At 65.0% G+C, this 25,187-nt stretch carries 30 protein-coding genes; 23 read left to right on the plus strand and 7 right to left on the minus strand.

Going from position 1 to position 25,187, the window contains the following annotated elements:
- Positions 1–2 precede the first annotated feature (2 nt).
- Entirely contained in the window at positions 3–1,262 is a 1,260-nt protein-coding gene (locus tag QNN98_RS05250; RefSeq protein ID WP_283996442.1) for a phosphotransferase, read from the plus strand.
- Between the two features lie 35 nt (positions 1,263–1,297).
- Here the strand turns inward: QNN98_RS05250 and QNN98_RS05255 are convergent, their stop codons facing one another.
- The gene (locus QNN98_RS05255; protein ID WP_227912892.1) at positions 1,298–1,774 is read right to left on the minus strand and encodes an Lrp/AsnC family transcriptional regulator; all 477 of its coding nucleotides are present in this window, start codon (positions 1,772–1,774) and stop codon (positions 1,298–1,300) included.
- Between the two features lie 133 nt (positions 1,775–1,907).
- Here QNN98_RS05255 and QNN98_RS05260 point away from each other — a divergent pair, with 133 nt between their 5' ends.
- The 8 genes from QNN98_RS05260 to QNN98_RS05295 all read left to right on the plus strand — a co-directional run bounded on the left by QNN98_RS05260 (position 1,908) and on the right by QNN98_RS05295 (position 9,479).
- A complete protein-coding gene (locus QNN98_RS05260; protein WP_227912894.1) occupies positions 1,908–3,152 on the plus strand; it encodes an MFS transporter in 1,245 nt (414 codons plus the stop codon).
- Positions 3,153–3,199: 47 nt separating this feature from the next.
- The gene (locus tag QNN98_RS05265; protein ID WP_227925055.1) at positions 3,200–4,129 is read left to right on the plus strand and encodes an N-acetylglucosamine kinase; all 930 of its coding nucleotides are present in this window, start codon (positions 3,200–3,202) and stop codon (positions 4,127–4,129) included.
- Position 4,130: 1 nt separating this feature from the next.
- Entirely contained in the window at positions 4,131–4,406 is a 276-nt protein-coding gene (locus QNN98_RS05270) for a hypothetical protein (protein ID WP_349643211.1), read from the plus strand.
- A 210-nt stretch (positions 4,407–4,616) separates the two neighbouring features.
- Positions 4,617–5,717: an ABC transporter ATP-binding protein gene (locus QNN98_RS05275; protein WP_283996573.1), complete on the plus strand. Its 1,101-nt coding sequence runs from the start codon at positions 4,617–4,619 to the stop codon at positions 5,715–5,717.
- A gap of 1 nt (position 5,718) precedes the next feature.
- Positions 5,719–6,465: an ABC transporter permease gene (locus QNN98_RS05280; RefSeq protein WP_283996443.1), complete on the plus strand. Its 747-nt coding sequence runs from the start codon at positions 5,719–5,721 to the stop codon at positions 6,463–6,465.
- 2 nt (positions 6,466–6,467) lie between these two features.
- Positions 6,468–7,226 carry an ABC transporter permease gene (locus tag QNN98_RS05285; RefSeq protein WP_283996574.1) on the plus strand — a complete coding sequence of 253 codons (759 nt, stop codon included), beginning with the start codon at positions 6,468–6,470 and terminating at the stop codon, positions 7,224–7,226.
- A complete protein-coding gene (locus tag QNN98_RS05290) occupies positions 7,223–8,176 on the plus strand; it encodes an ABC transporter substrate-binding protein (protein ID WP_283996444.1) in 954 nt (317 codons plus the stop codon). Before QNN98_RS05285 ends, QNN98_RS05290 begins: the two co-directional genes overlap by 4 nt.
- Before the next feature lie 85 nt (positions 8,177–8,261).
- Positions 8,262–9,479 (plus strand): pyridoxal phosphate-dependent aminotransferase, encoded by a 1,218-nt coding sequence (locus QNN98_RS05295; protein ID WP_227912903.1) that lies wholly within the window; start codon positions 8,262–8,264, stop codon positions 9,477–9,479.
- Between the two features lie 3 nt (positions 9,480–9,482).
- Here the strand turns inward: QNN98_RS05295 and QNN98_RS05300 are convergent, their stop codons facing one another.
- Both QNN98_RS05300 and xseA read right to left on the minus strand, forming a co-directional pair.
- The gene (locus tag QNN98_RS05300) at positions 9,483–9,710 is read right to left on the minus strand and encodes an exodeoxyribonuclease VII small subunit (RefSeq protein WP_227912905.1); all 228 of its coding nucleotides are present in this window, start codon (positions 9,708–9,710) and stop codon (positions 9,483–9,485) included.
- A gap of 71 nt (positions 9,711–9,781) precedes the next feature.
- On the minus strand, positions 9,782–11,050 hold the full coding sequence (gene xseA, locus QNN98_RS05305; protein ID WP_283996445.1) for an exodeoxyribonuclease VII large subunit: 1,269 nt from the start codon (positions 11,048–11,050) through the stop codon (positions 9,782–9,784).
- Between the two features lie 145 nt (positions 11,051–11,195).
- Between xseA and QNN98_RS05310 the strand changes: the two genes are divergently transcribed.
- The 8 genes from QNN98_RS05310 (at position 11,196) to QNN98_RS05345 (ending at position 18,144) form a co-directional block, all read left to right on the plus strand.
- Positions 11,196–12,026: a hypothetical protein gene (locus QNN98_RS05310; RefSeq protein ID WP_229957588.1), complete on the plus strand. Its 831-nt coding sequence runs from the start codon at positions 11,196–11,198 to the stop codon at positions 12,024–12,026.
- Between the two features lie 68 nt (positions 12,027–12,094).
- Positions 12,095–13,186 (plus strand): 4-hydroxy-3-methylbut-2-enyl diphosphate reductase, encoded by a 1,092-nt coding sequence (locus QNN98_RS05315; RefSeq protein ID WP_227925051.1) that lies wholly within the window; start codon positions 12,095–12,097, stop codon positions 13,184–13,186.
- Positions 13,187–13,712: 526 nt separating this feature from the next.
- A complete protein-coding gene (locus QNN98_RS05320; RefSeq protein WP_283996446.1) occupies positions 13,713–15,167 on the plus strand; it encodes an HNH endonuclease in 1,455 nt (484 codons plus the stop codon).
- Position 15,168: 1 nt separating this feature from the next.
- Entirely contained in the window at positions 15,169–16,254 is a 1,086-nt protein-coding gene (gene ychF, locus QNN98_RS05325; RefSeq protein ID WP_227925049.1) for a redox-regulated ATPase YchF, read from the plus strand.
- 329 nt (positions 16,255–16,583) lie between these two features.
- On the plus strand, positions 16,584–16,748 hold the full coding sequence (locus QNN98_RS05330) for a hypothetical protein (RefSeq protein ID WP_227925048.1): 165 nt from the start codon (positions 16,584–16,586) through the stop codon (positions 16,746–16,748).
- 59 nt (positions 16,749–16,807) lie between these two features.
- Positions 16,808–17,038 carry a hypothetical protein gene (locus tag QNN98_RS05335; RefSeq protein ID WP_283996447.1) on the plus strand — a complete coding sequence of 77 codons (231 nt, stop codon included), beginning with the start codon at positions 16,808–16,810 and terminating at the stop codon, positions 17,036–17,038.
- Positions 17,039–17,122: 84 nt separating this feature from the next.
- Complete coding sequence (locus QNN98_RS05340) at positions 17,123–17,371, plus strand: hypothetical protein (RefSeq protein ID WP_283996448.1); 249 nt, start codon at positions 17,123–17,125, stop codon at positions 17,369–17,371.
- Positions 17,368–18,144 (plus strand): hypothetical protein, encoded by a 777-nt coding sequence (locus QNN98_RS05345; RefSeq protein WP_227925045.1) that lies wholly within the window; start codon positions 17,368–17,370, stop codon positions 18,142–18,144. The genes QNN98_RS05340 and QNN98_RS05345 overlap by 4 nt, the downstream gene beginning before the upstream one ends.
- 258 nt (positions 18,145–18,402) lie before the next feature.
- Here QNN98_RS05345 and QNN98_RS05350 read toward each other — a convergent pair whose 3' ends face one another.
- Positions 18,403–18,606 (minus strand): hypothetical protein, encoded by a 204-nt coding sequence (locus QNN98_RS05350; protein ID WP_227925044.1) that lies wholly within the window; start codon positions 18,604–18,606, stop codon positions 18,403–18,405.
- Between the two features lie 644 nt (positions 18,607–19,250).
- Between QNN98_RS05350 and QNN98_RS05355 the strand changes: the two genes are divergently transcribed.
- From QNN98_RS05355 to QNN98_RS05370, 4 genes are all read left to right on the plus strand, one after another.
- A complete protein-coding gene (locus QNN98_RS05355; RefSeq protein WP_227925043.1) occupies positions 19,251–19,694 on the plus strand; it encodes a DUF6507 family protein in 444 nt (147 codons plus the stop codon).
- Entirely contained in the window at positions 19,691–20,695 is a 1,005-nt protein-coding gene (locus tag QNN98_RS05360; RefSeq protein ID WP_227925042.1) for a hypothetical protein, read from the plus strand. The genes QNN98_RS05355 and QNN98_RS05360 overlap by 4 nt, the downstream gene beginning before the upstream one ends.
- Positions 20,696–21,097: 402 nt before the next feature.
- Complete coding sequence (locus QNN98_RS05365) at positions 21,098–21,505, plus strand: hypothetical protein (protein WP_227925041.1); 408 nt, start codon at positions 21,098–21,100, stop codon at positions 21,503–21,505.
- Positions 21,487–22,326 carry a hypothetical protein gene (locus QNN98_RS05370; protein ID WP_283996449.1) on the plus strand — a complete coding sequence of 280 codons (840 nt, stop codon included), beginning with the start codon at positions 21,487–21,489 and terminating at the stop codon, positions 22,324–22,326. The genes QNN98_RS05365 and QNN98_RS05370 overlap by 19 nt, the downstream gene beginning before the upstream one ends.
- Positions 22,327–22,774: 448 nt before the next feature.
- Here QNN98_RS05370 and QNN98_RS05375 read toward each other — a convergent pair whose 3' ends face one another.
- Positions 22,775–23,332 (minus strand): hypothetical protein, encoded by a 558-nt coding sequence (locus tag QNN98_RS05375; RefSeq protein WP_283996450.1) that lies wholly within the window; start codon positions 23,330–23,332, stop codon positions 22,775–22,777.
- A gap of 260 nt (positions 23,333–23,592) precedes the next feature.
- On the opposite strand from QNN98_RS05375, the gene QNN98_RS05380 reads away from it, so the two are divergent.
- Together QNN98_RS05380 and QNN98_RS05385 are read left to right on the plus strand one after the other, a co-directional pair.
- Positions 23,593–23,976, plus strand: coding sequence for a VOC family protein (locus QNN98_RS05380; protein WP_283996451.1), 384 nt, complete (start codon positions 23,593–23,595; stop codon positions 23,974–23,976).
- A 57-nt stretch (positions 23,977–24,033) separates the two neighbouring features.
- Positions 24,034–24,288, plus strand: a complete 255-nt coding sequence (locus tag QNN98_RS05385; RefSeq protein WP_283996452.1) for a type II toxin-antitoxin system Phd/YefM family antitoxin — start codon at positions 24,034–24,036, stop codon at positions 24,286–24,288.
- 84 nt (positions 24,289–24,372) lie between these two features.
- Here QNN98_RS05385 and QNN98_RS05390 read toward each other — a convergent pair whose 3' ends face one another.
- Both QNN98_RS05390 and QNN98_RS16505 read right to left on the minus strand, forming a co-directional pair.
- On the minus strand, positions 24,373–24,732 hold the full coding sequence (locus QNN98_RS05390) for an SDR family oxidoreductase (protein WP_283996575.1): 360 nt from the start codon (positions 24,730–24,732) through the stop codon (positions 24,373–24,375).
- On the minus strand, positions 24,633–24,983 hold the full coding sequence (locus QNN98_RS16505) for an NAD(P)H-binding protein (protein ID WP_502864587.1): 351 nt from the start codon (positions 24,981–24,983) through the stop codon (positions 24,633–24,635). The genes QNN98_RS05390 and QNN98_RS16505 overlap by 100 nt, the downstream gene beginning before the upstream one ends.
- Between the last annotated feature and the right edge of the window lie 204 nt (positions 24,984–25,187).

Below are 25,187 nucleotides of genomic sequence, written 5' to 3' on the forward strand. Positions count from 1 at the left end.
CGATGGCATCCGGGAGTTCCGGTCCCGGCCGGGCGTCCGACGCCGTGGCAGTTTTTGCCGGTGCGGCCATGCGCGGGCCTCTTCAGCAGATGCTGGCAGACCGCGGACTGCGGCTGCGGGAATGGGCCCACCTGCGCAGCCACCACCGTCCCGGAGGAGCCGTTTCGGCCCTCTACCGCGTACGGTGCGGCACCGGGAACGCCGGCAGCAAAACCGGGCCGGATGACTTGACCCTCCATATCGGGGTTACCACTGCCGCTGTCACAGCCATGGATACCGCCCCGGGCCTTACCCGGGCACGGATCGCCGGGCTGGACCTGCGCATGTGGCTGCATCCGCATGACCCGGTGCTGGCGTCACTGCCTTGGGCCGTGGACGCCGGGGCCGTGGGTCAGGACGTCTTCGGAACCGGCAGCCCGGCCCGGTTGTCCCTGGTGGCTTACCGGCCGTTGCGCCGGGCCGTGGTGCGGGCTGAGCATGCCGGCAGTACGGCCTACCTGAAGCTCCTGCCGAAGCCGCTGCTGCCGGGACTGAGGCAGCGGCACCAGCTGCTCGCTGCGGCGGGCCTTCCCGTGCCGCCGCTCCTTCCGGTGCCCCCTGCGCACGCCGGTGATGCGGTGGCCCTGGGCGGGCTGGCCGGCATCTCGCTCTTCCGCCTTCTGGCCTCCAGTACTGCGCTCCCGGCGGGGACCGCTATCCCGGCACCGGAGACCCTTCTGCAGTTGTTGGATGAGCTTCCCGCTGCCGCGCTGGAGCTTCCGCACCGGCATGCCTGGGCGGAGCGGGCGGGCGACTACGCCTGCACCGCGGCCGCGGTGCTGCCCGCCGAGGAAGGCCGGATCCGGGAACTGGCAGCTGGCATCCAGGAGGTCCTGGTGTCCGCCCCGGCCGGTCCAACCGTGCCCGTCCACGGGGATTTCCACGAAGGAAACCTGCTGGTCACCGGTTCCGAGGTGACGGGTTTGCTGGACGTGGACGGGCTGGGTCCGGGCAAACGCGCCGATGACCTGGCCTGCATCATGGGGCACCTGTCCGTCCTTGCGGCTGCCCATCCGCACCTGCCGCACCTGGGCGAAACATTGCTGCGCTACCGGCTGGTCTTCGAAGAATTGGTTGATCCGGCATCCCTGGCCGCCCGGACCGCCGGAGTGGTGCTGACCCTGGTGGCCGGCTCCCGCCCGGTGCGCGGAACGAGCCGCGTCCAGCAGGCTCGGCTCAGGCTGGAGACCGCCCGGCAGCTGCTGCGGACGGCGCAAGGCTGACCGGAGGCAACGCGCGCCGGCGGGCCGGGAAGGGATCATTCGCGGGGCGGAACCAGCTTTTCCAGCAGCGGCTCGGTGCGGTAGGGAATGTGCTCATGCAGGGCCAGCACGGTTTCGGTCCGAATGACTCCCTTGATCCGCAGCACCGACCGCAGGGCCTGCTGCAGCTGCTGGGTGTCGGTGGCGGTGAGCCGGCACCACACGTCTCCGCGGCCGGATATTTCGTGTACCTCCAACACCTGCGGCAGGGTCCGCAGCCCGGCAATGACGCCGTCCAGTTCGCGGTGGGTGACCTCAATGGTCACGAAGGCCTGGACGTCGTAGCCGAGCTGGGACAGGTCCACGTCGCGCCCGGCCGGGCGGATGACGCCGGCCCGCATCAGGTGCCGCACATGGCTCTGCGCAGTGTTGCGGGCTACGCCGAGCTTTTCGCTCAGGTCGCTGATCTGGACCCGGGGGTCCCTTACCAGTTCCAGCAGCAGGCGGCGGTCCAGTGCGTCCAGATTGGCCATTTAGCGCATCTCCGGTCAGTGTGGGGCGGTCATATTGAGCAGATCAATCAAATGTTCACTCTAGTCTCTACTGACTGGTCGCTGACACTTCATCCTGTAGGAGCATTAGCTACAAATAGGACGGAAGTACCCAGTGACAGTGCTCAGTGAGCTGCGCATGCAGCCCGCCGCCCGGACCACCCGGAAGGAGTGGGACGCCGCCATACGTCCCCGGCTTATCCTGACGCTGGCGGTGATGAGCACCCTGCTGATCGGCGCCAACCTGGCCACCCCGCTGTATCCGCTGCTGGGGGACTCCCTTGGGCTGTCCTACTTCGGCGTTACGCTCGCCTTTGCCTCCTACGTGCTGGTCCTGGTGGCCGGCCTGCTGCTGGTGGGCCACTGGTCCGATTACATTGGCCGCCGCGCCGCGCTGGTGGTGGCCGGCGTCGTTTCCCTCGCCGGGGGACTGGTCTTCGGCACTGCCACCGGCGTCGGCGCCCTGATGGCGGGCCGCGCCCTGCAGGGTGCTTCCGTGGCCTTGGCCACCGGAGCCAGCTCCGCGGCGCTGCGGGAACTGCTGCCGCATAAGCCCGAATGGGCCACCCGCTTTACGCTGCTGGTGTCGGCCGGCGGGGTGGCGGCGGGCCCGGTGATCGGCGGCGTGCTGTCGCTGCTGCCGGCACCCACCATGACGCCGTTCCTGATCCACTCCGCCGTCCTCGCCGCCCTGCTGGTTCCGCTGTGCCTGCTCAAGGCCCGCCCCGCCATTTCGCTGAGCGAGGGCCGGCCGCTGGCCATGCTGCGGCCGCGCAAGCCCGCCGTGTCGCACCGGGCGCGGACACAGTTCTGGATTGCCTCCATCACGGGGTTCCTCAGCTTCGCCGCCTTCGGGTTCTGCCTTTCGCTGGCCCCCACCTATTTCTCCTCGATTGCCGGCACCACCTGGCGCCCGGCCATCGGCCTGCTGGCTGCGCTGGCCCTGGGCGCGTCGGCCGTCAGCCAGCTCACCGGCATCCGCGGAAGGTTTACCGCACCGGTGGGCCTCACCATGATGGGGCTGGGCATTGCGCTGATTCCGGTGGCCGGGGCCACCGGCAGCCTGGTCCTCCTGACCGTTGCCTGCCTGGCCGCCGGATTCGGCCAGGGCATGGCCTTCCGCGTGGTCTTCAATGAAGTCGCCGCCGCCGTGGAAGCTGCCGAACATGCCCGCATCATCAGCACCGTCTACGTCATCACCTACCTGGGCAGCGCTTTGCCGGTGCTCGGCCTCGGAGCGGCCGGCGGCATCTGGGGACTGGAGCCGTCCGTGGCCTGGTTCTCCGGCATCATCACCGCCGCCTGCCTCACGCTGGCCGTCCTGAGCCTGCGGCGGGCACGGCGCACGCACGCCCGCTGACACCTGTGCCGGTTCGCCGGATCCCGGCGGGAAAGTAGGCTGGACGAATGCATGTTCTCCCCAGCACCAACCCCGCCGACGGCATTGCCATCGGCCTCGACATCGGCGGCACCAAAACACACGGCATCCGGCTGCAGGGCGGCACCGTCACGGCCGAGGCCCGGACGGGAAGCGCCAACGTGCAGAACGTTTCCGTGGACGCGGCCCGGGCGGCCCTCGCGGAGATCTTCGCGCAGCTCGGCACCGACGGCGTGGGAACCGTAGTGGCCGGTTCCGGCGGAGTGGACACTCCCGGAGACGAGGCCGCGCTGCGGGCGCTGATCGCCGAACACGTGCCCGACGCCGTCGTCCGGGTTATCCACGACACCCGCCTGATCCTCGCTGCGGGGGAAGCCGCTGAAGGGATTGCCGTCATCGCCGGCACCGGCTCCGTAGCCTGGGGGATAAACGCATCGGGCCGTCAGGCCCGTTCCGGCGGCTGGGGTTACCTCCTGGGGGATGAAGGAAGCGGCTACTGGGTGGGGCGCGAAGCTGTCCGCCACGTGCTGCGGCACAGCGACCTCGAACGGACACCGGACGCGCTGACCAACGCGCTGCTGCCGGCCTGCGGAGTGGCCGAGCCGGCCGAACTCATCGGAAAGTTCCACGGCTCCACTGACCGCCGCTACTGGGCGGGCAAAGCGGGGCTGGTCTTCGAGGCGGCGCGGGCGGGAGATCCGGCCGCAGCCGACATTGTGCACGCTGCAGCCGAATACCTCGCCGGAACCATCCTTGACGTCGCCCGCCTCCTGAAGACCGCCGGGCCTGTGGTGATCGGCGGCGGGCTCGGGACGCACCAGCCGCTGCTGCAGGACCTGCTGCGGGACCGGTTGTCCGCAGCCGGGTTGACCGATATCCGCTTCCTTTCCGGGGACCCTGTGTTCGGTGTGGCGTATCTGCTGGCGAACCAGGCCCGCAGTACCGGCGCGGAGAGCTGAAATGGCCGCCGCCGAATTCGACGTCCGGGTGGGCGCGTACGGCAGGCTGCTGCACGCACTGCGGATCATTTACCGGGCCAGCCCCGAAGGCGGAGAACTGCGCAATGAAACGGGCGGAAGCACTGACCAAGCCGCATGGTTTCCGCTGGAGGGCATCAGTACGCTGGAGCGAACCGGGCTGGTGGATGCCGGATTGCGCCTGCTCGCCGCCGCACCGCCCCTCACTCCGCCCATCACACGGTATGCCCGCCCTGCTGGACGCACGCCGCACCTGTGAAATACCGTGATGCTTCACGGCACGCCGCGAGCTGCCAACGCACCGGCATCCCTGGGCCTGGTATACCTGGGCCCGGCATCCCTGAACCCGGCATTCCTGAATCCGGCATTCCCACGCCATGGCACCCCACGGAAGGCACGCACCATGACCCCGCCGCCAGACCCCGCTGTTACCGGCCAGCATGCATCGGGCAGCCCTGCCGGAACCCCCATGATCCGCTTCCGCGCGGTGACCAAGACCTACGGGGACGCCGCGCCCGCCGTCAACAACCTGGACCTGGACATCGAGCGGGGCTCGATCACCGTTTTTGTCGGCCCCTCGGGCTGCGGCAAAACCACGTCGCTGCGCATGATCAACCGGATGGTGGAACCCACTTCGGGCACCGTTGAGGTGGACGGCCGGGACGTATCGGATGTGCCGGCCGCGCAGCTGCGCCGCTCCATGGGCTACGTGATGCAGTCCTCGGGGCTGCTGCCGCACCGCACCGTGCTGGACAACGTGGCCACCGTGCCGCGGTTGAACGGGACCTCACGCACAGCGGCCCGCCGCCGGGCCGCGGAACTGCTCGACGTCGTCGGACTGGCCCGTACCCTGGGGGACCGGTATCCGGGGCAGCTGTCCGGCGGCCAGCAGCAGCGCGTGGGCGTGGCCCGTGCCCTTGCCGCGGATCCGCCCGTGCTGTTGATGGACGAGCCCTTCAGCGCGGTGGACCCGGTGGTGCGCGCCGAACTGCAGGAGGAACTGCTGCGCCTGCAGCAAGACCTGTCCAAGACCATCGTGTTCGTCACGCACGACATTGACGAGGCCACCATCCTGGGGGACAAGGTGGCCGTTTTCGGCATCGGCGGCAGGCTGGCCCAGTACGCCGCTCCCGAGGAGATCCTCCGCGCGCCGGTGGATGATTTCGTGGCCGGTTTTGTGGGCCGCGACCGCGGCTTCCGGCACCTGTCCTTCCAGAACGGGGACGCGGTGCCGGTGCACCCGGTGCAGCTGGTCGACGTCGCACAACTGCAGGACCCGGCCCTCCAGGTCCGGGACGGCTGGGCACTGTGCGTAGATGCCGGCGGCGCACCGTTGGGCTGGGTGCCGGTAGCCGGTCGCAGCGCCGTCACCGGTGCCGGGGACCTGGTGCCCGGGGGTTCGCTGTATCCCGAAGGTGAAAGCCTGCGCCGCGCGCTGGACGCTGCCCTGTCCTCGCCCTCGGGCCTGGGTGTGGCAGTCGACGGTGCCGGCCGGGCCGTTGGCGTGGTGAAGGCGGCCGAAGTCCTGGCCCTGATCGAAGCGGCCAGGCTCGCGCGGAGCGGCAGCTGACATGGAGTGGTTCCAGGCCCACCTCGACGACGTGCTGCGGCTCAGCGCCCTGCACCTGTACCAGGCCGTGCTGCCCCTGCTGATCGGGGTGCTGATCGCCCTGCCGGTGGCCCAGCTGGTCCGGGGGCGGCCGAAAATCCGCGGCTTTGTCCTCTCGGCAGGTTCCCTGCTCTACACGATTCCCTCGCTCGCACTGTTCGTCACGCTGCCGGCCATCCTGGGGACCCGCATCCTCGACATGGCCAACATCATCATCGCCCTAACCATCTATGCCGTGGCACTGATGCTGCGGGTGGGCATTGATGCCTTCGATTCGGTGGACGACGGCGTCCGGCAGGCCGCCGTGGCCATGGGGTACCGCCCGCTGCGCCGCTTCCTGACCGTTGACCTGCCGCTGTCCGTTCCGGTGCTGATCGCCGGGCTGCGGGTGGTCTCGGTGAGCAACATTTCCATCGTCAGCGTGGGCGCGCTGATTGGCGTCGAGAATCTCGGTTTCTTCTTCAGCGACGGGCTGCGCCGCTACTTCGTGACGGAAATTGTGGTGGGCATCCTCGCCACCCTGGTCCTGGCCCTCGTGATGGACATGGTTTTTGTCCTGCTGCAGCGGTCCCTGACCCCGTGGCTGCGTGCCGGCAAGGGCAAAGGCACCCGCTCTGGCGGCGGCCCGCACGGCCGCAGCGGACCGGGGCAGGCCCCGCGCCCGGCACCCCTGGCAGCGGCTCCTGAAGCCGCTTTGAAGGGAGCATGACCATGGCCGTTCCGCACACCGATTACACCAGCACCAATGCGCTGGGACAGGGCTGGGAGTGGCTGACCGACCCGGCCAACTGGAACGGAGCCGCCGGCATCCCGGTACGGGTCCTGGAGCACCTTCAGTACACCGGCCTGGCGCTGCTGATCGCCGCCGTCATTGCCGTGCCTATCGGCCTGGTCATCGGGCACACCGGCAGGGGACAGGTAGGGGTGGTGGCCGTTTCCGGGCTGCTGCGTGCCCTGCCCACCCTGGGCATGCTCACCCTGTTCGTGCTGCTGGCCGGGCTGGGGCTGATGCCGCCCATCTGGGCCCTGGTGCTGCTGGCTGTCCCGCCGCTGCTGGCCGGGGCCTACGCCGGCGTCGCCTCCGTGGACCGCAGCGTCGTCGACGCCGCCCGCAGCCTGGGCATGACCGAAGCGCAGGTCCTGTTCCGGGTGGAGGTTCCCAACGGCATGCGGGTGATCCTCGGCGGGCTGCGCGGTGCGGCCCTGCAGGTGGTCGCCACCGCCGCCGTCGTCGCCACCATCAACCTGGGCGGGCTGGGCCGCTACCTGATCGACGGACTGGCCCTGGCTGATTACGGAAGGGTGTTCGGCGGTGCTGTGGTCATCGCCCTGCTGGCGCTCGCCGTTGATGCCGTGATTGCCTTGGGATCACGCTTTCTGATCCCCACTGGACTCGGCCGCCGCCAGGCGGCCGGCACATCGACCGGCAGCGGAGGACCCGCTGCCGGCGCACAAGGAGGAAAACCATGAAGCAGCACGCGACCCGGGCATCCCGGCGTAAGGCCCTGACTGTCCTGGCCGGCGGACTGGCCCTGGCCCTGGCCGGCTGCAGCGGGGGAGGGGACCCGCTGCAGGAGGAAAGCACGGCAGCCGCCTCCGGCAGCGCTTCCGCCGAAACGCTGATAGTCGGTTCCGCCGACTTCCCCGAGAGCAGCACCATCGCCGAAATCTACGCCGGTGCCTTGAACGCCGCAGGCATCCCTGCCGAAACCAAGTTGAACATCGGCTCGCGCGAGGTCTACATTCCGGCCCTGGAAGACGGCTCGATTGACCTCATCCCCGAATACACCGGGGCACTGCTGGTGAACGTGGACCCGGAAACGGACCTGGTGGATCCCGGCGAGATCGTCGACGCGCTGGGGGAGAAGCTGCCGGAGAACCTGGTGGTCCTCGAACCCTCCGACGCCGAAGACAAGGACGCCATGGTGGTCACTGCCGCCACCGCGGAAAAATACCAGCTGGAAAGCATCGAGGACCTGGCCAAGGTCTGCGGGGAACTCACCCTCGGGGCCCCCGCTGAGTTCGCCGAGCGCACGCAGGGCCTGCCCGGCCTGAAGGACAAGTACGGCTGCGAGTTCAAGGAGTTCACCGCCATCGGTGACGCCGGCGGGCCGCTGACCGTCGATGCACTGCTCAAGGGCGACATCCAGGTGGCGGACATCTTCACCACCACCCCGGCCATCGAGGAAAACAGCCTGGTGGTGCTGGAGGACCCGAAGCAGAACTGGCCGGCCCAGCAGGTCATTCCGCTCGTTGCCGATGACCAGGTCAATGACCAGGCCCGCGAGGTGTTGGACAAGGTGTCGGCCCAGCTGACCACTGAGGACCTGATCGCCCTGAACCAGGCTGTCAGCGGCGACCAGAAGCTGGATCCGAGCGAAGCCGCGAAGGACTGGCTGGAGGAAAAGGGCCTGGCCTGATCCGCCCGCCCCTGTTTGTTCCACCCCGGCGCCCCGGCAGCGAAACATCCGCTGCGGGGGCGCCGGCTTATGGCATCCTAAGGAAATGGCCGAATTCAAGCAGTCGCACAAACTCCACAACGTCCTCTATGACATCCGGGGACCCTTGCTGCAGCACGCGCAGCAGATGGAGGCCGCAGGCCACCGGATCCTGAAACTGAACATCGGAAACCCCGCGCCCTTCGGCTTCGAAGCCCCCGAGGCGATCCTGGTGGACATGATGCGCCATCTGCCCACAGCCCAGGGCTACAGCGATTCCCGCGGCATCTTTTCCGCCCGTACGGCCGTAGTGCAGTACTACCAGGGCCGCGGCATCAACAACATCGACGTTGACGACGTATACCTCGGCAACGGGGTCAGCGAATTGATTACCTTGTCGCTGCAGGCGCTGCTGAACAACGGTGACGAGATCCTGGTGCCCGCTCCGGACTACCCGCTGTGGACGGCGTCCGTCTCCCTGGCCGGCGGCACCGCGGTGCATTACATGTGCGACGAGGCCGGGAACTGGTGGCCCGACGTCGACGACATCGCCGCCAAGATCACGGACCGGACCAAAGGCATTGTCCTGATCAACCCGAACAACCCCACCGGCGCGGTGTACCCGGAGCACGTGGTGAAGTCGATCGTGGAACTGGCTCGCAAGCACGGCCTGATCATCTTCTCGGACGAAATTTACGAAAAGATCGTGTACGACGACGCCGTGCACGTGAACTCCGCCGCCCTCACCGGCGACGATGTCCTCTGCCTGACCTTCAGCGGGCTCTCCAAGGCCTACCGGATAGCCGGGTACCGCAGCGGCTGGATGGCAATTTCCGGCCCGAAGCGCGACGCTGCGGACTACATCGAAGGCATTAATCTCCTGGCCAACATGCGCCTGTGCGCAAATGTGCCGGCCCAGCATGCCATCCAGACCGCCCTGGGCGGCTACCAGAGCATCAACGACCTGATCCTGCCCGGCGGGCGGCTGCGCGCCCAGCGGGACAAGGCCTACCAAATGCTCAATGACATCCCCGGGGTCAGCTGCGAACCGGCGCAGGGCGCGCTGTACCTCTTCCCGCGCCTGGATCCGGACGTTTATCCCATCAAGGATGACGAGCAGTTTGCCCTGGACCTGCTCAAGCAGCAGAAAATCCTGATCTCCGTGGGGACGGCCTTCAACTGGGTCCGTCCGGACCACTTCCGGATGGTGTTCCTGCCCAGCGTGGAAGACATCGAGGACGCCATGACCCGGCTGGCCGAGTTCCTGGGCAGCTACAAGCCCTAAGGCCTACTCGCCGGCAGCATGCTCCCGGGCGGCGTCGAGGCGCTTGCGGGCACCCTCGAGCCAGGACTCGCAGCGGGTGGCCAGCAGCTCGCCGCGCTCCCAGAGGGCCAGCGACTCCTCCAGGCTGGCCCCGCCGGTTTCCAGCCGGCCAACCACGGCCACCAGTTCGTCGCGGGCCTGCTCATAGCTCATGGCTTCGATGTCGGCCGGTACTGCGGGTGTTTCACTCATGTCTTGTCCTCTGCTGTTTCTCGGTGCTGGTTTGAAAGCTGGCTGGGCTGGCGCGCGGACGGCTTGTCCCGTCAGGCGCCCTCGGTGGCGGCCAGTTCGCCCACGGCCACCCGGATCCGCAGGCGTGCCGCCGGCGGGACCGCGGCGGCGTCGCGGACCACGCTGCCGTCTGCCTGGAGCTGGACGACGGCGTAGCCGCGGTCCAACGTGTTCTGCGGCGACAGGGCCCGCACCTGCGCGCGCAGGTGCCCGATCCGGTCGGCATCCCGGCGCACCTCGGCGGTAACGGATGCCAGTGCCCGGGAACGCAGCCGGGAAATCTCTTCCTCCCGGCGCTCCACCATGGACTGCGGTGCGGCCAGGACGGGGCGGGAGCGGATGTGGTTCAGCCGGTCGGTTTCCCGGCTCACCAGCATGGTCAGTATCCGTCGCAGCTGCGCCCGGGACTGCCGCGCACGGGCCAGTTCCTCGCCGACGTCGGGCACTATGCGTTTGGCGGCGTCGGTGGGCGTGGACGCGCGCAGGTCGGCGACCTCGTCCAGCAGGGGCCGGTCCGCTTCGTGGCCGATGGCGCTCACCACCGGGGTCTGCGCCGCGGAGACAGCCCGGACCAGGTCCTCATGGCTGAACGGCAGCAGGTCCTCCAGGGAACCGCCGCCGCGGGCAATCACAATCACGTCCACTTCCGCCATGGCGTCCAGCTCGGCCAGCGCCCGGGTCACTTCGGCCACGGCGTTCACGCCCTGGACCGCGACCTCGCGCACCTCGAAGGCGACGGCGGGCCAGCGCAGCGCGGCGTTGCGCATGACGTCCTTCATGGCATCGGAGTTCCGGCCGGTGATCAGCCCGATCCTGCCCGGCAGCAGCGGCAGCGGCAGCTTGCGGTCCTCGCTGAACAGGCCTTCGGCCGCCAGGGCATGCCGCAGCCGTTCAATCCGCGCCAGCAGGTCGCCCAGCCCCACGGGGCGGATGTCCCGGGTCTGCATGGAAAGCCGGCCGGTCTTGACCCAGAAGTCGGGCTTCACCTGCGCCACCACCCGGGCCCCGCGCTCGAGCGGCAGTTCCAGCCTGTTCATCACCGTGCTCCACACCGTCAGCGAGAGCGAGACCTCGGCGTCGACGTCGCGCAGGGTGATGTAGGAGGCGTTGGCGCGGCGGTTGAGCTCAATGACCTGGCCCTCCACCCAGGTGGCGGGCGCGCGGTCAATGTAGCTTTTGAGGTTCTTGGAGAGCAGCGCCAGCGGCCAGGGGTTCTCGGGGGTCGTCTGCGCGGCCGTTGCGGGCAGGGTTGTCTTCTCCGGGGTATTCTCGGGACTCAAAGGTCCGCTGTCGTCTTGCATCTGGATGCTCCCGCGGTGGATTGGAACTGGCTCTCGGGCCGGGATGGAAAACCGGCACAGGCTTAATGTCTATCAGGTGCATCCCCCGGTCCGGTTCCGGCCCTGATCGCAGGCGGGCCGGCGGCAACGGACAAGGAAGCAATTTATGCGCACATTCGCCTCAGCGGTATTCGGACTGCTGGCGGTCCTGCTCACCGCAGCTGCCTTCACGGGAGCATGGCTGAACACCAACGTGGCGTCCGAGGACGGCTTTGCCGCCCTGGGGGAGCCGCTGGCCGAAGACGCGCAGCTCCAGCAGGAACTCGCTGCGGCGATTTCCGCGCGGGCCGCGGAATCCGTGGACCTTCCCGGCCCGCTGGCGGGAATGGTGGAGCCCTTGGTCACCTCCGCCGTCGAAGGCGTCCAGGCGCTGCCGGAATATCCGCAGGCCTGGAACGAGACCCTGCGCCGCTCGCATGCGCTGACCTTCGCCGAGGACGGCGGGTCGGCCGCGGCAGGCACGCTGACCCTCGACGTCGCACCCCTGGTGTCATTAGTCACCGGAAGCGTGGGCGGGGAACTGAATGTGGACGTTCCGGCGCCCGAGCAGGTGCCGGTGGAGGTCAGTGCCGCGGGGCGGGCGCAGCTGTTGGCCAATGTCCAGCGTGCCGGGGAGGCCTGGCCGGTCCTTGCCCTGGCTGCAGGCGTGGCGGGGATCCTGGCCCTGCTGATTGCCCGGCGCCGCTCCACCACCTTTGCGCTGATCGGCCTGGGCGTGGCGCTCGCCGGGGCGGTGCTGTGGCTGGCTGCCGGGATGTTCCCGGACCGGGTTGCCGCTCAGCAGTTCGGCAGCGCCGTGGCATCTTCCTTTGCCGAGGCCTTCGCCGGCCAGGTGACAGACAGCATGCGCACCTGGACCATCGGGCTGATGCTCGCAGGGGCTGCCGCGCTGGTGGTGGGACTGCTGGCACGGGTGGTCCGCGGCTCGCGGCGGTAGGTCACGCTGTGAGCGTACGCACGGTGTGAAGGCCCGGGAAGGACAGCTATACCCGATAGCATGGGTGCATGACCAGCACTGTAATCTCCGTGCCTATGCCCACCGTGCCCCGGCGGCGCCGCACCCCCGATGAAGTGGCTGCAGCCGCTCCCGTCTACGGGCCCCGGCGCGTGATGCTGGCGGCACCGCGCGGCTACTGCGCCGGAGTGGACCGCGCGGTCATCGCCGTCGAGAAGGCGCTGGAAGCCTACGGGCCGCCCGTTTACGTCCGCAAGCAGATTGTGCACAACCTCCACGTGGTCCAGACCCTGGAGGAAAAGGGTGCCATTTTCGTGGACGAGACCGACGAGGTGCCCGAAGGCGCCCGCCTGATTTTCTCCGCCCACGGTGTGTCGCCCGCCGTCGTGCAGTCCGCCAAGGACCGGAACCTGCAGACCATTGACGCCACCTGCCCGCTTGTCACCAAGGTGCACCGCGAGGCCGTGCGCTTTGCCCGCGACGATTTCGACATCCTGCTGATCGGACATGCCGGCCACGAAGAGGTCGAAGGCACGTACGGCGAAGCGCCGGAACACATGCAGATTGTCAACGGTCCCGAAGACGTGGACAAGGTCACCGTACGGGACCCCGAGAAGGTCATCTGGCTGTCGCAGACCACGCTGAGCGTGGACGAAGCCATGCACACCGTGAACCTCCTGCGCGAGCGTTTCCCGTCCCTGCAGGACCCGCCCAGCGACGACATTTGCTACGCCACCTCCAACCGCCAGGCGGCCATCAAGAAGATCGCCCCCGAGGCGGACCTGGTGCTGGTGGTCGGCTCGGCCAATTCCTCCAACTCCGTACGGCTGGTCGAGGTGGCGCTGGAGTACGGCGCCAAGGCCTCCTACCGAGTGGACTTCGCCAACGAGGTGGACGAAAGCTGGTTCGAGGGCGTGGCCACCGTAGGTGTGACCTCAGGTGCTTCCGTTCCCGAGAACCTGGTGCAGGATGTGCTCCACCTGCTGGCGCAGTACGGCTACGGCGACGTCGAAGAAGTAGTGACGGCCGAAGAGGACATCATGTTCTCCCTGCCCAAGGAAATCCGCGCCACGCTGAAGGCCATGGGCGACTCCTCCCGCGGACTGGGCGGACGACGCCGCGGGGACGACGTCCAGGGGTAGGTTCGGTTCCGCGGTTCCGCGGGGCTGGGGACGGGGGTTAGGGCCAGCGCGTGGGCCAGGGGCGGGTCCAGACGCCGGAGTGCGGGCGCCGGGCCGGCCGCCATGCCAGATGCCAGGGAGTCAGACGCCGGGGTCCTGGTCCCAAGGTTTGCTCCCAGCGTCTTGGACAGCAGCCTAGAATGCCGCAGGTTTCCGCGGATCGTAAGGTCCGCCGGACGCTCCGCGACGCGCCGGAAGGCCAGTACCCGTTCGTCCAAGTACTTTTCCACAGGCTCGAAAACACCCGTTGTTACGGCCTTGGGCCGCCGTTACTGTCGAACACATGTTCGAATCATTGGAGCTGGCCAACTCCCTTCAGGCTGACGCAGTCAGTCCTCAAATAGTGCCTGTTTCCAGGCTTGCGGCGACACCTTTGGCCTTTGCTCCGGCTCCGGCAAAGGGATCGGCACCGGCACCGGCAAGGGCAAAGCGGACGATCCCAACAACGTCGCCCGGTTCGTCGCCAACGTCCGGACGGTTGGAGGACGTGTCGGACCGCGTAGGCGAAGCTGCGTCAGGCCCGCACGCGGCCCGCGCGGCTGAGGCAGCGTCCGCTGTCGAGGTGGCGTCCTGGTGCCGGGCGCTCGCCTCCGGGGAATCCCTTGGCAGTATTGCTGTTGATTCCGATGCGGGGCTGATCGACCGGCTCCGGGTCTTGGAGGAGTTGAAGGCTGCTGCGTGTGCGGCGCAGGCCCGGGTGGCGGCAGCGTTGGATGCGTCGGTTCGTGCTGCGCATGCCCGGGCGGGGCTGCCGGCGGAGAAGCAGGGGATGGGTGTTGGGGCGCAGGTGGCGTTGGCGCGGCGGGAGTCTCCGGCCCGCGGCGGCCGGATTCTGGGCTTCGCCAAGGCCTTGACGAAGGAGATGCCGTGCACGCTCAAAGCGTTGTCAGATGGCCAGATTAGTGAGTGGCGGGCGACCCTGCTGGTTCGCGAGACTGCCTGCCTGTCCGTGGCGGACCGGCGGCTGGTGGATCAGGAGATTGCCGGGGATCCTGCCGGGTTGGATGGGTTGGGGGATGCCCGCCTGATTGCGAGGATCCGGAAGATCACGTACCGGATTGATCAGGCCGCGTTGGTGCGGCGGGCGGCGAAGGCGGAGGCGGACCGGTTTGTGTCCTGCCGTCCGGCTCCGGACACCATGACCTATCTGACGGGTTTGCTGCCGGTGGCTCAGGGGGTTGCGGTGTATGCGGCGCTGAGCCGGGTTGCTGATTCGTTGCGGGCCCGGGGTGATTCCCGCGGCCGGGGCCAGATCATGGCCGACACCATGGTCGAACGCATCACGGGCCAGGCAAAGGCTGAGCATGTTCCGGTGGAGGTGCAGTTGGTGATGACGGACCGGACCTTGCTGGCCGGGGATCGGGAGCCGGCATACCTGGCCGGATACGGGGTGGTTCCGGCACCGTGGGCCCGGGATTTGGTGCGTAAGGGCGTCCGTCGGAGGGCTCGGGAAACGGGGAAGCCGGGGGAGTCCTCTCCCGGATTCGGGCTGCGCCGCCTCTACACTGCCCCGAGTTCCGGGGAGCTGCTGGCCATGGACTCGAGGGCGCGGTTCGTGCCGGCGTCCCTGGCACGCCTCATCACGGCCCGGGACCAGACGTGCCGGACCCCGTGGTGTGATGCCGCGATCCGGCACCAGGACCACATTAGGCCGCACCGTGACGACGGGCCCACGGAGGCGAACAATATCCAGGGGCTGTGCGAGGCATGCAACCACGCCAAGGAAGCGCCCGGTTGGAAGGCGACCGTTGTCCATCCGGACCGGCGCCGGGGGCACAGGAAAGCTCCGCCGCCATCGCCATCAACCACCCATGTGGCTTCTGCCAGCCACGCGGTCGACACCACCACTCCCACCGGTCACCGCTACCGATCGACGGCGCCGCCGCTGCCGGGCACTGCGGCCCGTGAGAGTTCCAGCGCCACTCCCGGTATCATTTACTAACGTGGCTCTTACTATTGGCATCGTCGGCCTGCCCAATGTCGGCAAATCAACCCTGTTCAATGCGCTGACCCGCAACAACGTGCTGGCGGCGAACTATCCGTTCGCCACCATCGAACCGAACGTCGGCGTCGTGTCCCTGCCGGACCCTCGTCTGGCCAAGCTGGCTGAAATCCACGGTTCCGCACGCATCCTCCCGGCCACCGTGTCCTTCGTCGACATCGCCGGGATCGTGAAGGGTGCCTCCGAAGGTGAAGGCCTGGGCAACCAGTTCCTCGCCAACATCCGTGAGGCAGAAGCCATTGCCCAGGTTATCCGCGTGTTCGATGACCCCGACGTCATCCACGTGGACGGCAAGGTGGACCCGCGCTCGGACATGGAAACCATCAACACCGAACTGATCCTCGCGGACCTGCAGACGCTGGAAAAGGCGATTCCGCGGGTGGAGAAGGAAGTGAAGATCAAGAAGCGCGATGCCGCGCAGCTGGCTGCCATGCAGGCTGCGCAGGCTGTGCTGGAGCGCGGCGACACGATCTTCTCCTCCGTGGCCAGCGACAAGCTGGACATGGAGCACCTGCGCGAGCTGAGCCTGCTCACGGCCAAGCCGTTCATCTACGTCTTCAACGTGGATGACGCCGTCCTGGGCAACCCGGAGCGCCAGGCCGAGCTGCGTGAACTGGTGGCACCGGCGGACGCCATCTTCCTCGACGCCAAGCTTGAAGCAGATCTGGTGGAGCTGGACGAAGAAGAAGCCCGCGAGATGCTCGAAATGAGCGGCCAGGAGGAATCCGGCCTGGACAAGCTTGCACGCGTCGGTTTCCACACTCTCGGCCTGCAGACCTACCTGACGGCAGGCCCTAAGGAAACCCGTGCCTGGACCATCCGCAAGGGTGACACCGCGCCTCAAGCTGCCGGCGTCATCCACTCCGACTTCCAGCGCGGCTTCATCAAGGCAGAAATCGTGTCCTTCGAAGACCTCGTTGACGCCGGCTCGATGGCTGAGGCCAAGTCCCGCGGCAAGGTCCGCATCGAAGGCAAGGAATACGTTATGGCCGACGGCGACGTGGTGGAGTTTAGGTTTAATGTATAGATTTTTCTTCTGAATCAATAGAAATGCCGTCCATCAAGAATGTGGGCGGCATTTTTATTGGGAAATGTGGGTCTAGCGCCCCTATCGAATAACAGGGCGGACTTACCCACGCCTGAGATCAAACCCGCGAGGAGCGCCGGGAAGGGATAACGTCGTATCCAAAGGCGACGATTCATTTGATCCTATCGGGGGAGACATTGTCTTCGTCGGATCGCGGCAGTCACATGGGTAGTTCTCCCCATCCCCGCCTATTGACGCCACCCATGAATCCCGTTTTGATAAGCACCGAGCGTACGACCGTATCGGCTCATCGGGGGGGGGGGGGATTCATGAAATTCGATATGCAAACGCCGATAGATCCTGTTCCGGCCCGGCCGGGCACAGGTGGTGGAGACGGCAACTTCGACGTCGACCCACCGGTTATCGCTTCCATCCTTTCCACTATTGATGCGGAAGCTCAGGCATATAACTCCTTCGCCGGACGCTGGCGGTAGCGGCGCAAGACATTTGTGAGGCGGCCAATGCCTGGCCGGTGGCAGCGGAGATGGACAGCGTGAATACTTTCGTGCTGCAGCGCTATGTGCGGATCATCGGTGCCAGGACAGGACAGAATATTGGTGCGGTAACCGACGTCGTCAACATCCTCGTCGCGGCGGACCAGCAAATGAGCGACACAGCCAAGAACAGTGCTGCCCAAGCCGCCCAGGACGGGATTGGTGATGACCCGCTGGCCGACCGGAACGCCCCCGTCCGAGTCGGCCCCGGGCCCGGGGCAGTCCAGTGATCCGGCCAGTGCGGCGATAACAACGTTGATCCAGGACCGCCGCCCATGCACGTCTTTCCCGAGACAAAGGGATATTACTCATGAATGGCAAACGTTCCAGAACGTATGGATCAACAGCTCGACACTTGGTTCGCCGAGAATGGTCAGTTCACTCGGCAGGCTAAAGCCATCGAGGATATTCCTAATGCTCGTCTAGAGTGGACTTTCGATGACGAAATCGTAGCAAGACGCTTTCTGGAAGAAGCGAGAGAGAACCCGCGGGCTAAGAAGATGTTGGAGATGGGGAAACTTGTGATCAAATGGACGCCAGCCCCCGGAAAAGGTATAGGTTGAGCATCGTGAAAACCGTATTCGAAGTATTCGGGTCCGAGAGCCGCCGCACCCATGTGAATCTCAATTGGGCGGGACGAGCCGAACCGGTGTCCGACACAGCGGACCGGTTATCAGCCACCATGGCGATGATCTCGAAGGGGACCGGTTTTTCGTGGTACCGCGACACGGAAGACTTGCAGAGCCGCAAATCGCACTTTGAGCTCGTACCTGCCGACAGCAAAAGCCTCAGCGGCTTGCTTGTGCCCGGCGATGAGCGCAACGAAGAGGCCGCTTCCTTTTTCATGAGCCTGTTCCGCGACCCGGCCACCCCCTCGGTCGCCACCTTGAGCGGCTCCGTGGGCTTACGAAATGACCAGGAAAATAATGTGAAGTTCCGTTTGGGGGAGGACTTTCCGATGGGGTCCCCTTCCGAGGCCGCCGTCTGGTTCCTTGATCTGGTGCGAATCTGGCAGCCGGACCGGGCTGTGCTTAACAACTCCGCGACCCAGATGGTTACTGGGCTTAGACGCAGTGCTTACCTCTCCTGGACATCTTCTAAAGCGTACGAAGAACCGAATAGCAATGCAGAGATTCATATTGAGTTTGGGGATGGTAGCCTCCGTGTAGCTCGGGCATGGACCGTTGAGGGCATTGGCGCTCTCGACAATGAGCTGAAGGATGCCGGCGCCCCCGAGTACGATGAGCGGCCGCCCGTTCAGGACCCGCCTGAGTTCCCTGACGGCTACCCGGCAGGCCTTGAAGTGTTGGATCGCGAGGTCATCTGGGCCAGATGATTCGGACCCGTATCGGTGCGCGGACCTCGGCACCTGCCGTTGGCCCGAAACCGCCTAGCCCACTTCATGAGGGCCTTCCATAGGGCCGAGGATCAACCTACTCTGCCGAAAGAGTGCTGCCACCTGCGGGATGGTTCCAGGTTCCGCTCTAAGTTTCGCCGCAACTCGAAGAAAGCCCTTCCCGGGTATCCCCGGGAAGGGCTTTCTTTTTCTTGGCTCTAGTGGGCGGCGCGGGTCTGTGCGACCGCCTCCTCGCTTTCAGCGTTCCGGTGCTGGGCCGCGGAAGCCGAGGTGGCAGTCCCGTCGCTGGTCCTCATTATCGGCGGCAGTGATGTACGCCAAGAGCTGCACCTTGACCGGCGTCGTGCGCCCGAGCTGGTTGTCCAAAGTGACCTTGTGCTGAGCGGCCAAGATCTGCCGGCGCAGCGCATTCACGATTCGTGCCTGCTTGTCACTGACCATGATGATCCTCCTCAGGGATATACCTAGGGGGTGAAAGTCCTCCACGTGCTGGCCAAGAGTAACTTTGCCGCGTTTCTTCTGCCATATGGTTGCCGGTCCGGGCGCTCGAACCGATCTCGTCTTCCTTTGGTTATGAACTGGGTCCCGAGGAAGTCGAAGGCCCGGCGGTGCAGGACCCTCCGAGCTTTCCGAATGGTTACCCCGCGGAACTGGATGGGCTGGATAGTGAGATTGTTTGGGGCAGCGGACCCAACGGATGAGTCAGGGGCGAGCTCGACGATGCCTTGAGGCAGGGCCCTCACTCCACATGATCGTAAGGTTATTCCGTGACGGAACGTGGTTGAATTTAGATTTAATGTATAAGGCTGGCTTGGTCTAGCTTGCGAGAAAGGCCCGGAATGCTTTGGCATTCCGGGCCTTTTCATGTGCGCGGTGTAGTGGGCCGTCAGAAAATACCTGTCCTAAGTCCGCTTTCGTAAATTGCATTGGTGTTGTCCGTTGAAGCGCAACTGATGATTTGTGGCGCCGAGGCGCAGTAACGCCGTTGTCTGCTCGCCATGGGTAGTTCTGCCCATCGCTAACCCTTGACCCTTGGCTCCTTTCCCGTTTTGATAGGGCCGTCAGCGGAAGCGATGGGGGAAGCCGTGAAATTCCAAGTACATACAGAGAGCGCCCCGTCAGGGTCGGCATCCGCGGATGGAAACTTCGATACGGATCCTGCCGCTGTCACCCATATTCTTCTGGACATCGATGCCCAGGGGGCTGAATTCTCGCCTCTCAGGTCCACACTTGTGGAGGACACCGTCGCTTTGGCCGACGCGTGTAAATCCGATGTGATCGCCGAGCAACTGCTCGCCTTAGCTGAGGAGCAGTTCCAGCACGGATTAGCCGATATCCAGGGACGGACCGGCAACGCCTTGAACGCCGTCGCCGAGGTACTGACGATCCTCCATTCCACAGATGCCCAGATGAGCGATACGGCACGGCAGGCAGCGGCCTCCGCTGCACAGGCAAAAGCGGACGATGATCCCTATGCCGCAGGTGAGACCGACCAGATGGTCGACGGCGCACCGGTGGCCGTGCGATGAGCGCCGTTCTGGACGTTGATGCTTTCCTTCAGATGCTTCCCGACACGGCGGTGCTGAGAACCCACTCGGAATCCGTCAAGACGGCTGGGGCGGAAGTGGAATCCGTTGCCGGTTCCGCGGGGCAGGCCTGGGGACGGCTGCAGGGCGGGGGCGTGTACTCCGCGCCGGGTCAGGAAACAGTCTTCTCGGCGTTCGCTCCGATCCTTACCAGGGCAGGTGACGTCTCAACTGCCGCGAGTGAGCTCTTCCTGGCCATAAAGTCCTATGCCGACGAGGTGGACGATATCCGCCGGCGTTTCGAGGCAGAAGTCCGTCCGGCAGCAGACGCTCTCGCGGCCGATACGGCGGGGGAGCACGTTACGGACTGGGACGACGACGGCGACCTGGTCGACCGTCACAACGCCATCATCTCGCAGATCAACAGGTTCGTAGGTGAGCTTGACGCCGCCCAACGCGCTTGTGCAAGGGCACTGGGCAGAGTCAGGTCCGGCAATAAGTGCGAACCGGCCGAACCGAACGGGGATCCTTTGGGTTTCGGTTTGGCCTACGGCAAGGGTGCGGGCGTTGTTCCGGCCGGCGCCGGCCCGATGACACCTGCACAACTGGATTCAGCCGCCGAAACCCCTGACGGGCTGCCGTGGGGGCGATTCGTTGAACGCGACTACGGCATCCACCCGTTCGCTAAAGGCGTCCTCGACCAGGCTTTGGCGCCGGTGGAAACCTACCAAACGTTCACTGGCAAGCGGGGGCCCGATGGCCATGATCACCGCTACCCAAGGGCTTTTCTTTACGTTGGGCTCCCTAACCGGCCGGAACACGGCCGCGGCGGAGAACAGGAAGCAGATGCTTCTTCAGATGGCCCAGGTGGACCTGTTGAAGACGGATCCCATGCGGGCTGCCGGACGCCTGACTTTCGATCTCGGTTCCCTGCTCATACCCAGTGGCGCCGTTGCGAAGGCCGGCTCCGCCGGCCGGCTGCCGGCGAAGGCAGGGCATGTTGAGCTGCCTGCGCCGCGTTTGGAAGTGACCGTACCGCCGGCGCCGGGGATACGGGCCGTCACGGAAGCACGCCCCGGACTGTTGGACCGACTGAACCAATGGGTGGACCACCATATTGTCAGGCCTGAGCCCGCCTATTCGGCGGGACGGTTCCGGGCCCCCGTCAGTTCGAGTTGGTCCACAACGAAGCACCTGACGGGAAGCCAGGGCCGGGCGGCGGAAACAGCGCCCCGGAGGGACCACGACAGTACGGTGTGCGGATCTCTGACCAGAGCAACCCGAACGGTCCAGGCCGCGACCCTGCCATGCAGCCAAGGTTGGGTGACAGCGAAAACGGTCCGGGGATTTGGGTGGATGAGTACTCGTCCTCGCGGGGTCGCGATTATCAAAAACACATAACTGGAGTGGACCACGTCGACGGCAGAGCACTGGAATACGTCGTGGAATATAACCACACCGACGGGAAAACAGGACTAGTTTCACGTAGACCGGTCAAGCTAGACGGTTACTACTGGGAGAAGGGACCACCGCCCACTCAGGTTTATCAAGAAGGCAAAGGCCGCTACGAGTGGATGGAGACTAGCTTCAAGGACGCCACTGTCTATCGATCCACACTGACAAACATGGCTGAGGGCCAGTTCAAGAACCAGGTCGACATGCTGATCCAGTCCGGAGGCAATACGCGCCTGGAATGGCATTTTCAGGAGCAAAAAGTAGCCGACGATTTCTTCGACCTTATAGCTCTGGACCCACGATTTCGATCGCTCGTCGACCAGGGAAGGATTGTCATCCAGTGGACACCGATGCCGTAAAACAGGATTCGAGTACATTGAAGTCCATGAAAACTATCCGTGAGGTCCTAGGGTCTGAGTGCCGTAAGCCGTTTATTTCACTCATCTGGGAAGGCAGGGATGAGTCTGCGCTGGAAGTTGCACGCAGGCTTGCCTCCTCTATGCGTCTGATCTCCGGCCACTTCCCTGCAGAGACCAACAAGTGGTATCCGCCCACGGACGATAATGGCGGCGGAGAGATTCCCGTCGAAGAGGATCCGGGGGCCCTTGAGAATCTTATAGAACCTACGTTCAACCACGTGTTCGAAGACAATTTCTTCCGATCTAGTACCTACCTTTTCCTGTTCGAGGATCCAGCGCAGCGATTGAACCCGGCCGCGAGTATCAACGTCGTTGCGGGGTTTAGAACACAAAACAGGGTCACAGTCGAACTTCCGGAAAGTTTTCCGTTGGGTCCGCCGTCGGCTGCCGCACGCTTGTTCCTCGACCTGATGCGGATCTGGCAGCCAGACTCAGCTGAGTTTTCAACTATCTCAGCTGTCCGCGCAAGCATGGGCAAGGGCTATGCGTCGCACGCGGCCTACTTGGCTTGGGCCTCGGCGAAGGCGCAGCCTCCGGCCCCAGCAGCGGAGGGAGAGCTGGTGATCCCGTTCGGGGATGGGTGGCTTTATGTTGCCAAAAAATGGACTGTCCCAGCGATCGTGGCGCTACACCAGGAACTAAATCCGGGTAGGACCGACGCACCTAAGATTCAGGACACACCCAACTTTCCCGACGGTTACCCGGTACAACTGGACGGGCTAGATAGCGCGATTCTGTGGGGTAGCGAACCCAACGGATGAGGTAGGGGCGTGAGCTCAACGATGCCTTGAGAGACAAGATAAACGCAGTGCCTGGTGCTCAATCGAACGAGCCGCCCGCTCGGCGTTCCATCCAAAGGCATCCCCGTCGTAGGTTCGGTCCGTCGGGATGCTGGAGGGGCTTGGCTGCCTCGCACGGGGTTGCCAACTACGGCCGTCAACCGTTTTGCACTTGGTTACGGAACGTGGTGCAATTTTGTTTCAACGTCTAGATTCTTCACCTGAATCAATAGAAATGCCGCCCTCCGTGAAAACGTTAGAGGGCGGCATTTCTATATCGGGGGCAAGCTTTGATAAGTGTCTATTCCGGCAGGCGCCAGTCGGTTACCTTCGACTGCTTGCCGTCGATGCTTAGACCACCCACCAGTATTTCTCGCCCCGCTGGCACCCGAAAAACCTAGTTTAAACAAGGACGCGGTGCTGCGGGCATCTACCCTGCGAAATCAAAGGCGACGGTGATCTCGGGGTCGATGCTTGTGATGATTCCGGAGTAGAAGGACTTGGCCTGGTCTTTCAATTCTGCTTCATTTTCGCTGATGTACTTCTGCTTGTTCTCGTCACTGAGAATGTTGTTGATCATGCGAGTTTGAACGGCTGGCGGTGCCAGCCAGCTAAGCGCGTTGTTGCTCTCGAGGGCGTCCTCGAACACGGGATCGTCAAAGCCGATGCCGATGAATTCAGGGATAGTCACGCGAAATGACCCTGGGCCGGTGGGTTCGATCTTCACCTGTGACCCATCGATGCCTAGTTTCGCGTCGAACTTGTACTGGATCAGCGTCGTTTTCTCACTCGCGGGTATGGCCACGCCGAGTATCTCGCGATTTCTTTCGTCTCTCGCGAGACCCTCGATGTGAAGGCTCAGCAAGGCGACCTCTTGAATGCTCGTGACGGACTGAACCACCTGCGAATCGCGTTCGTTCGAACTGCTGGTGAACAGCGACTTGAGAGCGAGAGCGTTGAGTCCACCGAATACGAAAGCGGCGCCCATTCCCGCGAGAACCAAGAAGTTGATCAGCAGGAAAGGCCAAAGCAGAACCCGTTTTTTTAAGAAAGTGCCTTACGATTCACTCTCCAGTTTCGTTCGACGTCGAAACGCCTTCGGAATTCCGCGGTGTTGAATGGTCACAACAGATCGCCGCGTCAAGTCCCCTCGAACCATATATGCAAAGCAGGAGTTGGCCGATTATGGCGCGCCTCCGACCTAGATATGCGGCTGCGGATTCGTGCCTGGATGCATACCATCGGCGTATGAGCAGAATCGTGTGGTGGGAAATCGAAACGTCCGATCCAGAGGAGTTCATGCGGTTCCACTCGGAACTGTCGGGATGGTCGTTCGAGCCTGCCTTCGCTGGGACGGAGCTCGGCGCAGACTACTGGGTGATCCACGCTGACGGATCTGAAATCGGAGGCCTCCAGCGAGCCTCTACGCCTGCGACTCCTCCGGCTGCGGGTCCGCGCCTGTACGTAGCGGTTGAGGATCTTGAGTCAGCGCTTGATCGGGTCGTTGCCCTGGGCGGATCGGTGGAGCGTTCGCGCGTGGAGCTGGGTGGTGACGATCGCTGGTTCGGTATCTACTGCGATCCCACAGGCGTTTCCTTCGGCATGTGGACAGCGAATCCGGTGCGAGCATGACGGGTACGTACGCAGTGGTACCGTGACGCCGTACTCAATGGTTCCGGAAGGAGAGTCATGCGAGCGATCAGTGCCGGTGAGGCGCGAAAGACGCTGTTCCCGCTCATCGAGCGCATCAATGACGATCGTGAAGCTGTTGAGATTGTTTCCCCAAAGGGTAACGCTGTCCTGATGCCAGCCGACGAGTATGCCGCTTGGCAGGAAACCGCGTATCTGTTCCGCTCGCCCGCCAACGCCCGCCGTCTGCTCGACTCCTACGAACGGGCACGCACAGGTCAGACCGAGGAGCACCCGCTCAACCAAGAGGACTGAAAGTCTTTATTGTTCCCGCAGCGGGGTACCGAAGGGGAGTCCGGCGCCGCTGCCGTGTCGTTGAGCGCGCGGAGGCCCCAATCCCTAGCCGCTCACCCCGAACGCCTTCCCTACTGCGGAATCGTCTTCGAGAATTTTGAGCATGCAGGCCGCCAGGTCCTTTCGAGGCACAGACCCCCGCAGCTTGTCCGGGTTCCCCACCTCGAGCGCCCGCCAGGTACCGGCGGGTTCCCTGTTGGTGAGGCCGGTTGGCCTCAGGATGGTCCAGTCCAACCCTGAGCCCGTCACCAGGGACTCCTGCTCATTGTGGTCAGCCAGCGGAGCGGCAAGCGCCACCCGGGTGATCAGTCCCAGTGGACCGGGCAGCTGGGATGACGAATTCCCCGCCCCCAACGAGGACTGGACCACGAGCCGCCGCACGCCGGCGTCCTGCATGGCCTTGATGACAGTCCGGTCACTGCGGCACGCTGATGCTTCACGCCCCTTGCGCCGCCCACAGTTACGACGACGGCGTCGGCTCCGGTCACGGCGCCGGCAACTACGGCAGGGTCTGTTGCGTCACCGGCGACTGCACGGACGCCCGCAGGCGCGCCGCCGCTTCGCGAGAGGACAGTAACCTCGTGGCCGGCCTCCTGCGCCAGGGAAGCCAAATGGGCGCCGGTGCCATGGGATCCGCCCACAATGGTGATTTCCATAGGTCCTCAGTTCGGGATTCAGCGGGCGGGGGTGCTTCCCATCATCGGGCAAACATCGCGAGAGTCTCGCACTGAACAGCCCAATGTGACATGCCAACGCATGTATTACGCCGCCTGTATGCCAAATCGTTACCGGGAGGTTTTGCCGCACCTAAACCCAAGTGGGGAGCGCCTTTCGCGGCCCTCGGGCGGCACTTGGCGGCC

The organism is Arthrobacter sp. zg-Y1143, from assembly GCF_030125565.1.
Taxonomy (GTDB): Bacteria; Actinomycetota; Actinomycetes; order Actinomycetales; family Micrococcaceae; genus Arthrobacter_B.

What these genes read in the sequence shown, in the direction of transcription:
- QNN98_RS05250 (WP_283996442.1), top strand. Translation starts at nt 3, where the DNA reads ATGGCATCCGGGAGTTCCGGTCCCGGCCGGGCGTCCGACGCCGTGGCA.
- QNN98_RS05255 (WP_227912892.1), bottom strand. Translation starts at nt 1,774, where the DNA reads ATGGCCAATCTGGACGCACTGGACCGCCGCCTGCTGCTGGAACTGGTA.
- QNN98_RS05265 (WP_227925055.1), top strand. Translation starts at nt 3,200, where the DNA reads ATGCATGTTCTCCCCAGCACCAACCCCGCCGACGGCATTGCCATCGGC.
- QNN98_RS05270 (WP_349643211.1), top strand. Translation starts at nt 4,131, where the DNA reads ATGGCCGCCGCCGAATTCGACGTCCGGGTGGGCGCGTACGGCAGGCTG.
- QNN98_RS05275 (WP_283996573.1), top strand. Translation starts at nt 4,617, where the DNA reads ATGATCCGCTTCCGCGCGGTGACCAAGACCTACGGGGACGCCGCGCCC.
- QNN98_RS05280 (WP_283996443.1), top strand. Translation starts at nt 5,719, where the DNA reads ATGGAGTGGTTCCAGGCCCACCTCGACGACGTGCTGCGGCTCAGCGCC.
- QNN98_RS05285 (WP_283996574.1), top strand. Translation starts at nt 6,468, where the DNA reads ATGGCCGTTCCGCACACCGATTACACCAGCACCAATGCGCTGGGACAG.
- QNN98_RS05290 (WP_283996444.1), top strand. Translation starts at nt 7,223, where the DNA reads ATGAAGCAGCACGCGACCCGGGCATCCCGGCGTAAGGCCCTGACTGTC.
- QNN98_RS05295 (WP_227912903.1), top strand. Translation starts at nt 8,262, where the DNA reads ATGGCCGAATTCAAGCAGTCGCACAAACTCCACAACGTCCTCTATGAC.
- QNN98_RS05300 (WP_227912905.1), bottom strand. Translation starts at nt 9,710, where the DNA reads ATGAGTGAAACACCCGCAGTACCGGCCGACATCGAAGCCATGAGCTAT.
- xseA (WP_283996445.1), bottom strand. Translation starts at nt 11,050, where the DNA reads ATGCAAGACGACAGCGGACCTTTGAGTCCCGAGAATACCCCGGAGAAG.
- QNN98_RS05310 (WP_229957588.1), top strand. Translation starts at nt 11,196, where the DNA reads ATGCGCACATTCGCCTCAGCGGTATTCGGACTGCTGGCGGTCCTGCTC.
- QNN98_RS05315 (WP_227925051.1), top strand. Translation starts at nt 12,095, where the DNA reads ATGACCAGCACTGTAATCTCCGTGCCTATGCCCACCGTGCCCCGGCGG.
- QNN98_RS05330 (WP_227925048.1), top strand. Translation starts at nt 16,584, where the DNA reads ATGAAATTCGATATGCAAACGCCGATAGATCCTGTTCCGGCCCGGCCG.
- QNN98_RS05340 (WP_283996448.1), top strand. Translation starts at nt 17,123, where the DNA reads ATGGCAAACGTTCCAGAACGTATGGATCAACAGCTCGACACTTGGTTC.
- QNN98_RS05350 (WP_227925044.1), bottom strand. Translation starts at nt 18,606, where the DNA reads ATGGTCAGTGACAAGCAGGCACGAATCGTGAATGCGCTGCGCCGGCAG.
- QNN98_RS05360 (WP_227925042.1), top strand. Translation starts at nt 19,691, where the DNA reads ATGAGCGCCGTTCTGGACGTTGATGCTTTCCTTCAGATGCTTCCCGAC.
- QNN98_RS05375 (WP_283996450.1), bottom strand. Translation starts at nt 23,332, where the DNA reads ATGGGCGCCGCTTTCGTATTCGGTGGACTCAACGCTCTCGCTCTCAAG.
- QNN98_RS05380 (WP_283996451.1), top strand. Translation starts at nt 23,593, where the DNA reads ATGAGCAGAATCGTGTGGTGGGAAATCGAAACGTCCGATCCAGAGGAG.
- QNN98_RS05385 (WP_283996452.1), top strand. Translation starts at nt 24,034, where the DNA reads ATGCGAGCGATCAGTGCCGGTGAGGCGCGAAAGACGCTGTTCCCGCTC.
- QNN98_RS16505 (WP_502864587.1), bottom strand. Translation starts at nt 24,983, where the DNA reads ATGGAAATCACCATTGTGGGCGGATCCCATGGCACCGGCGCCCATTTG.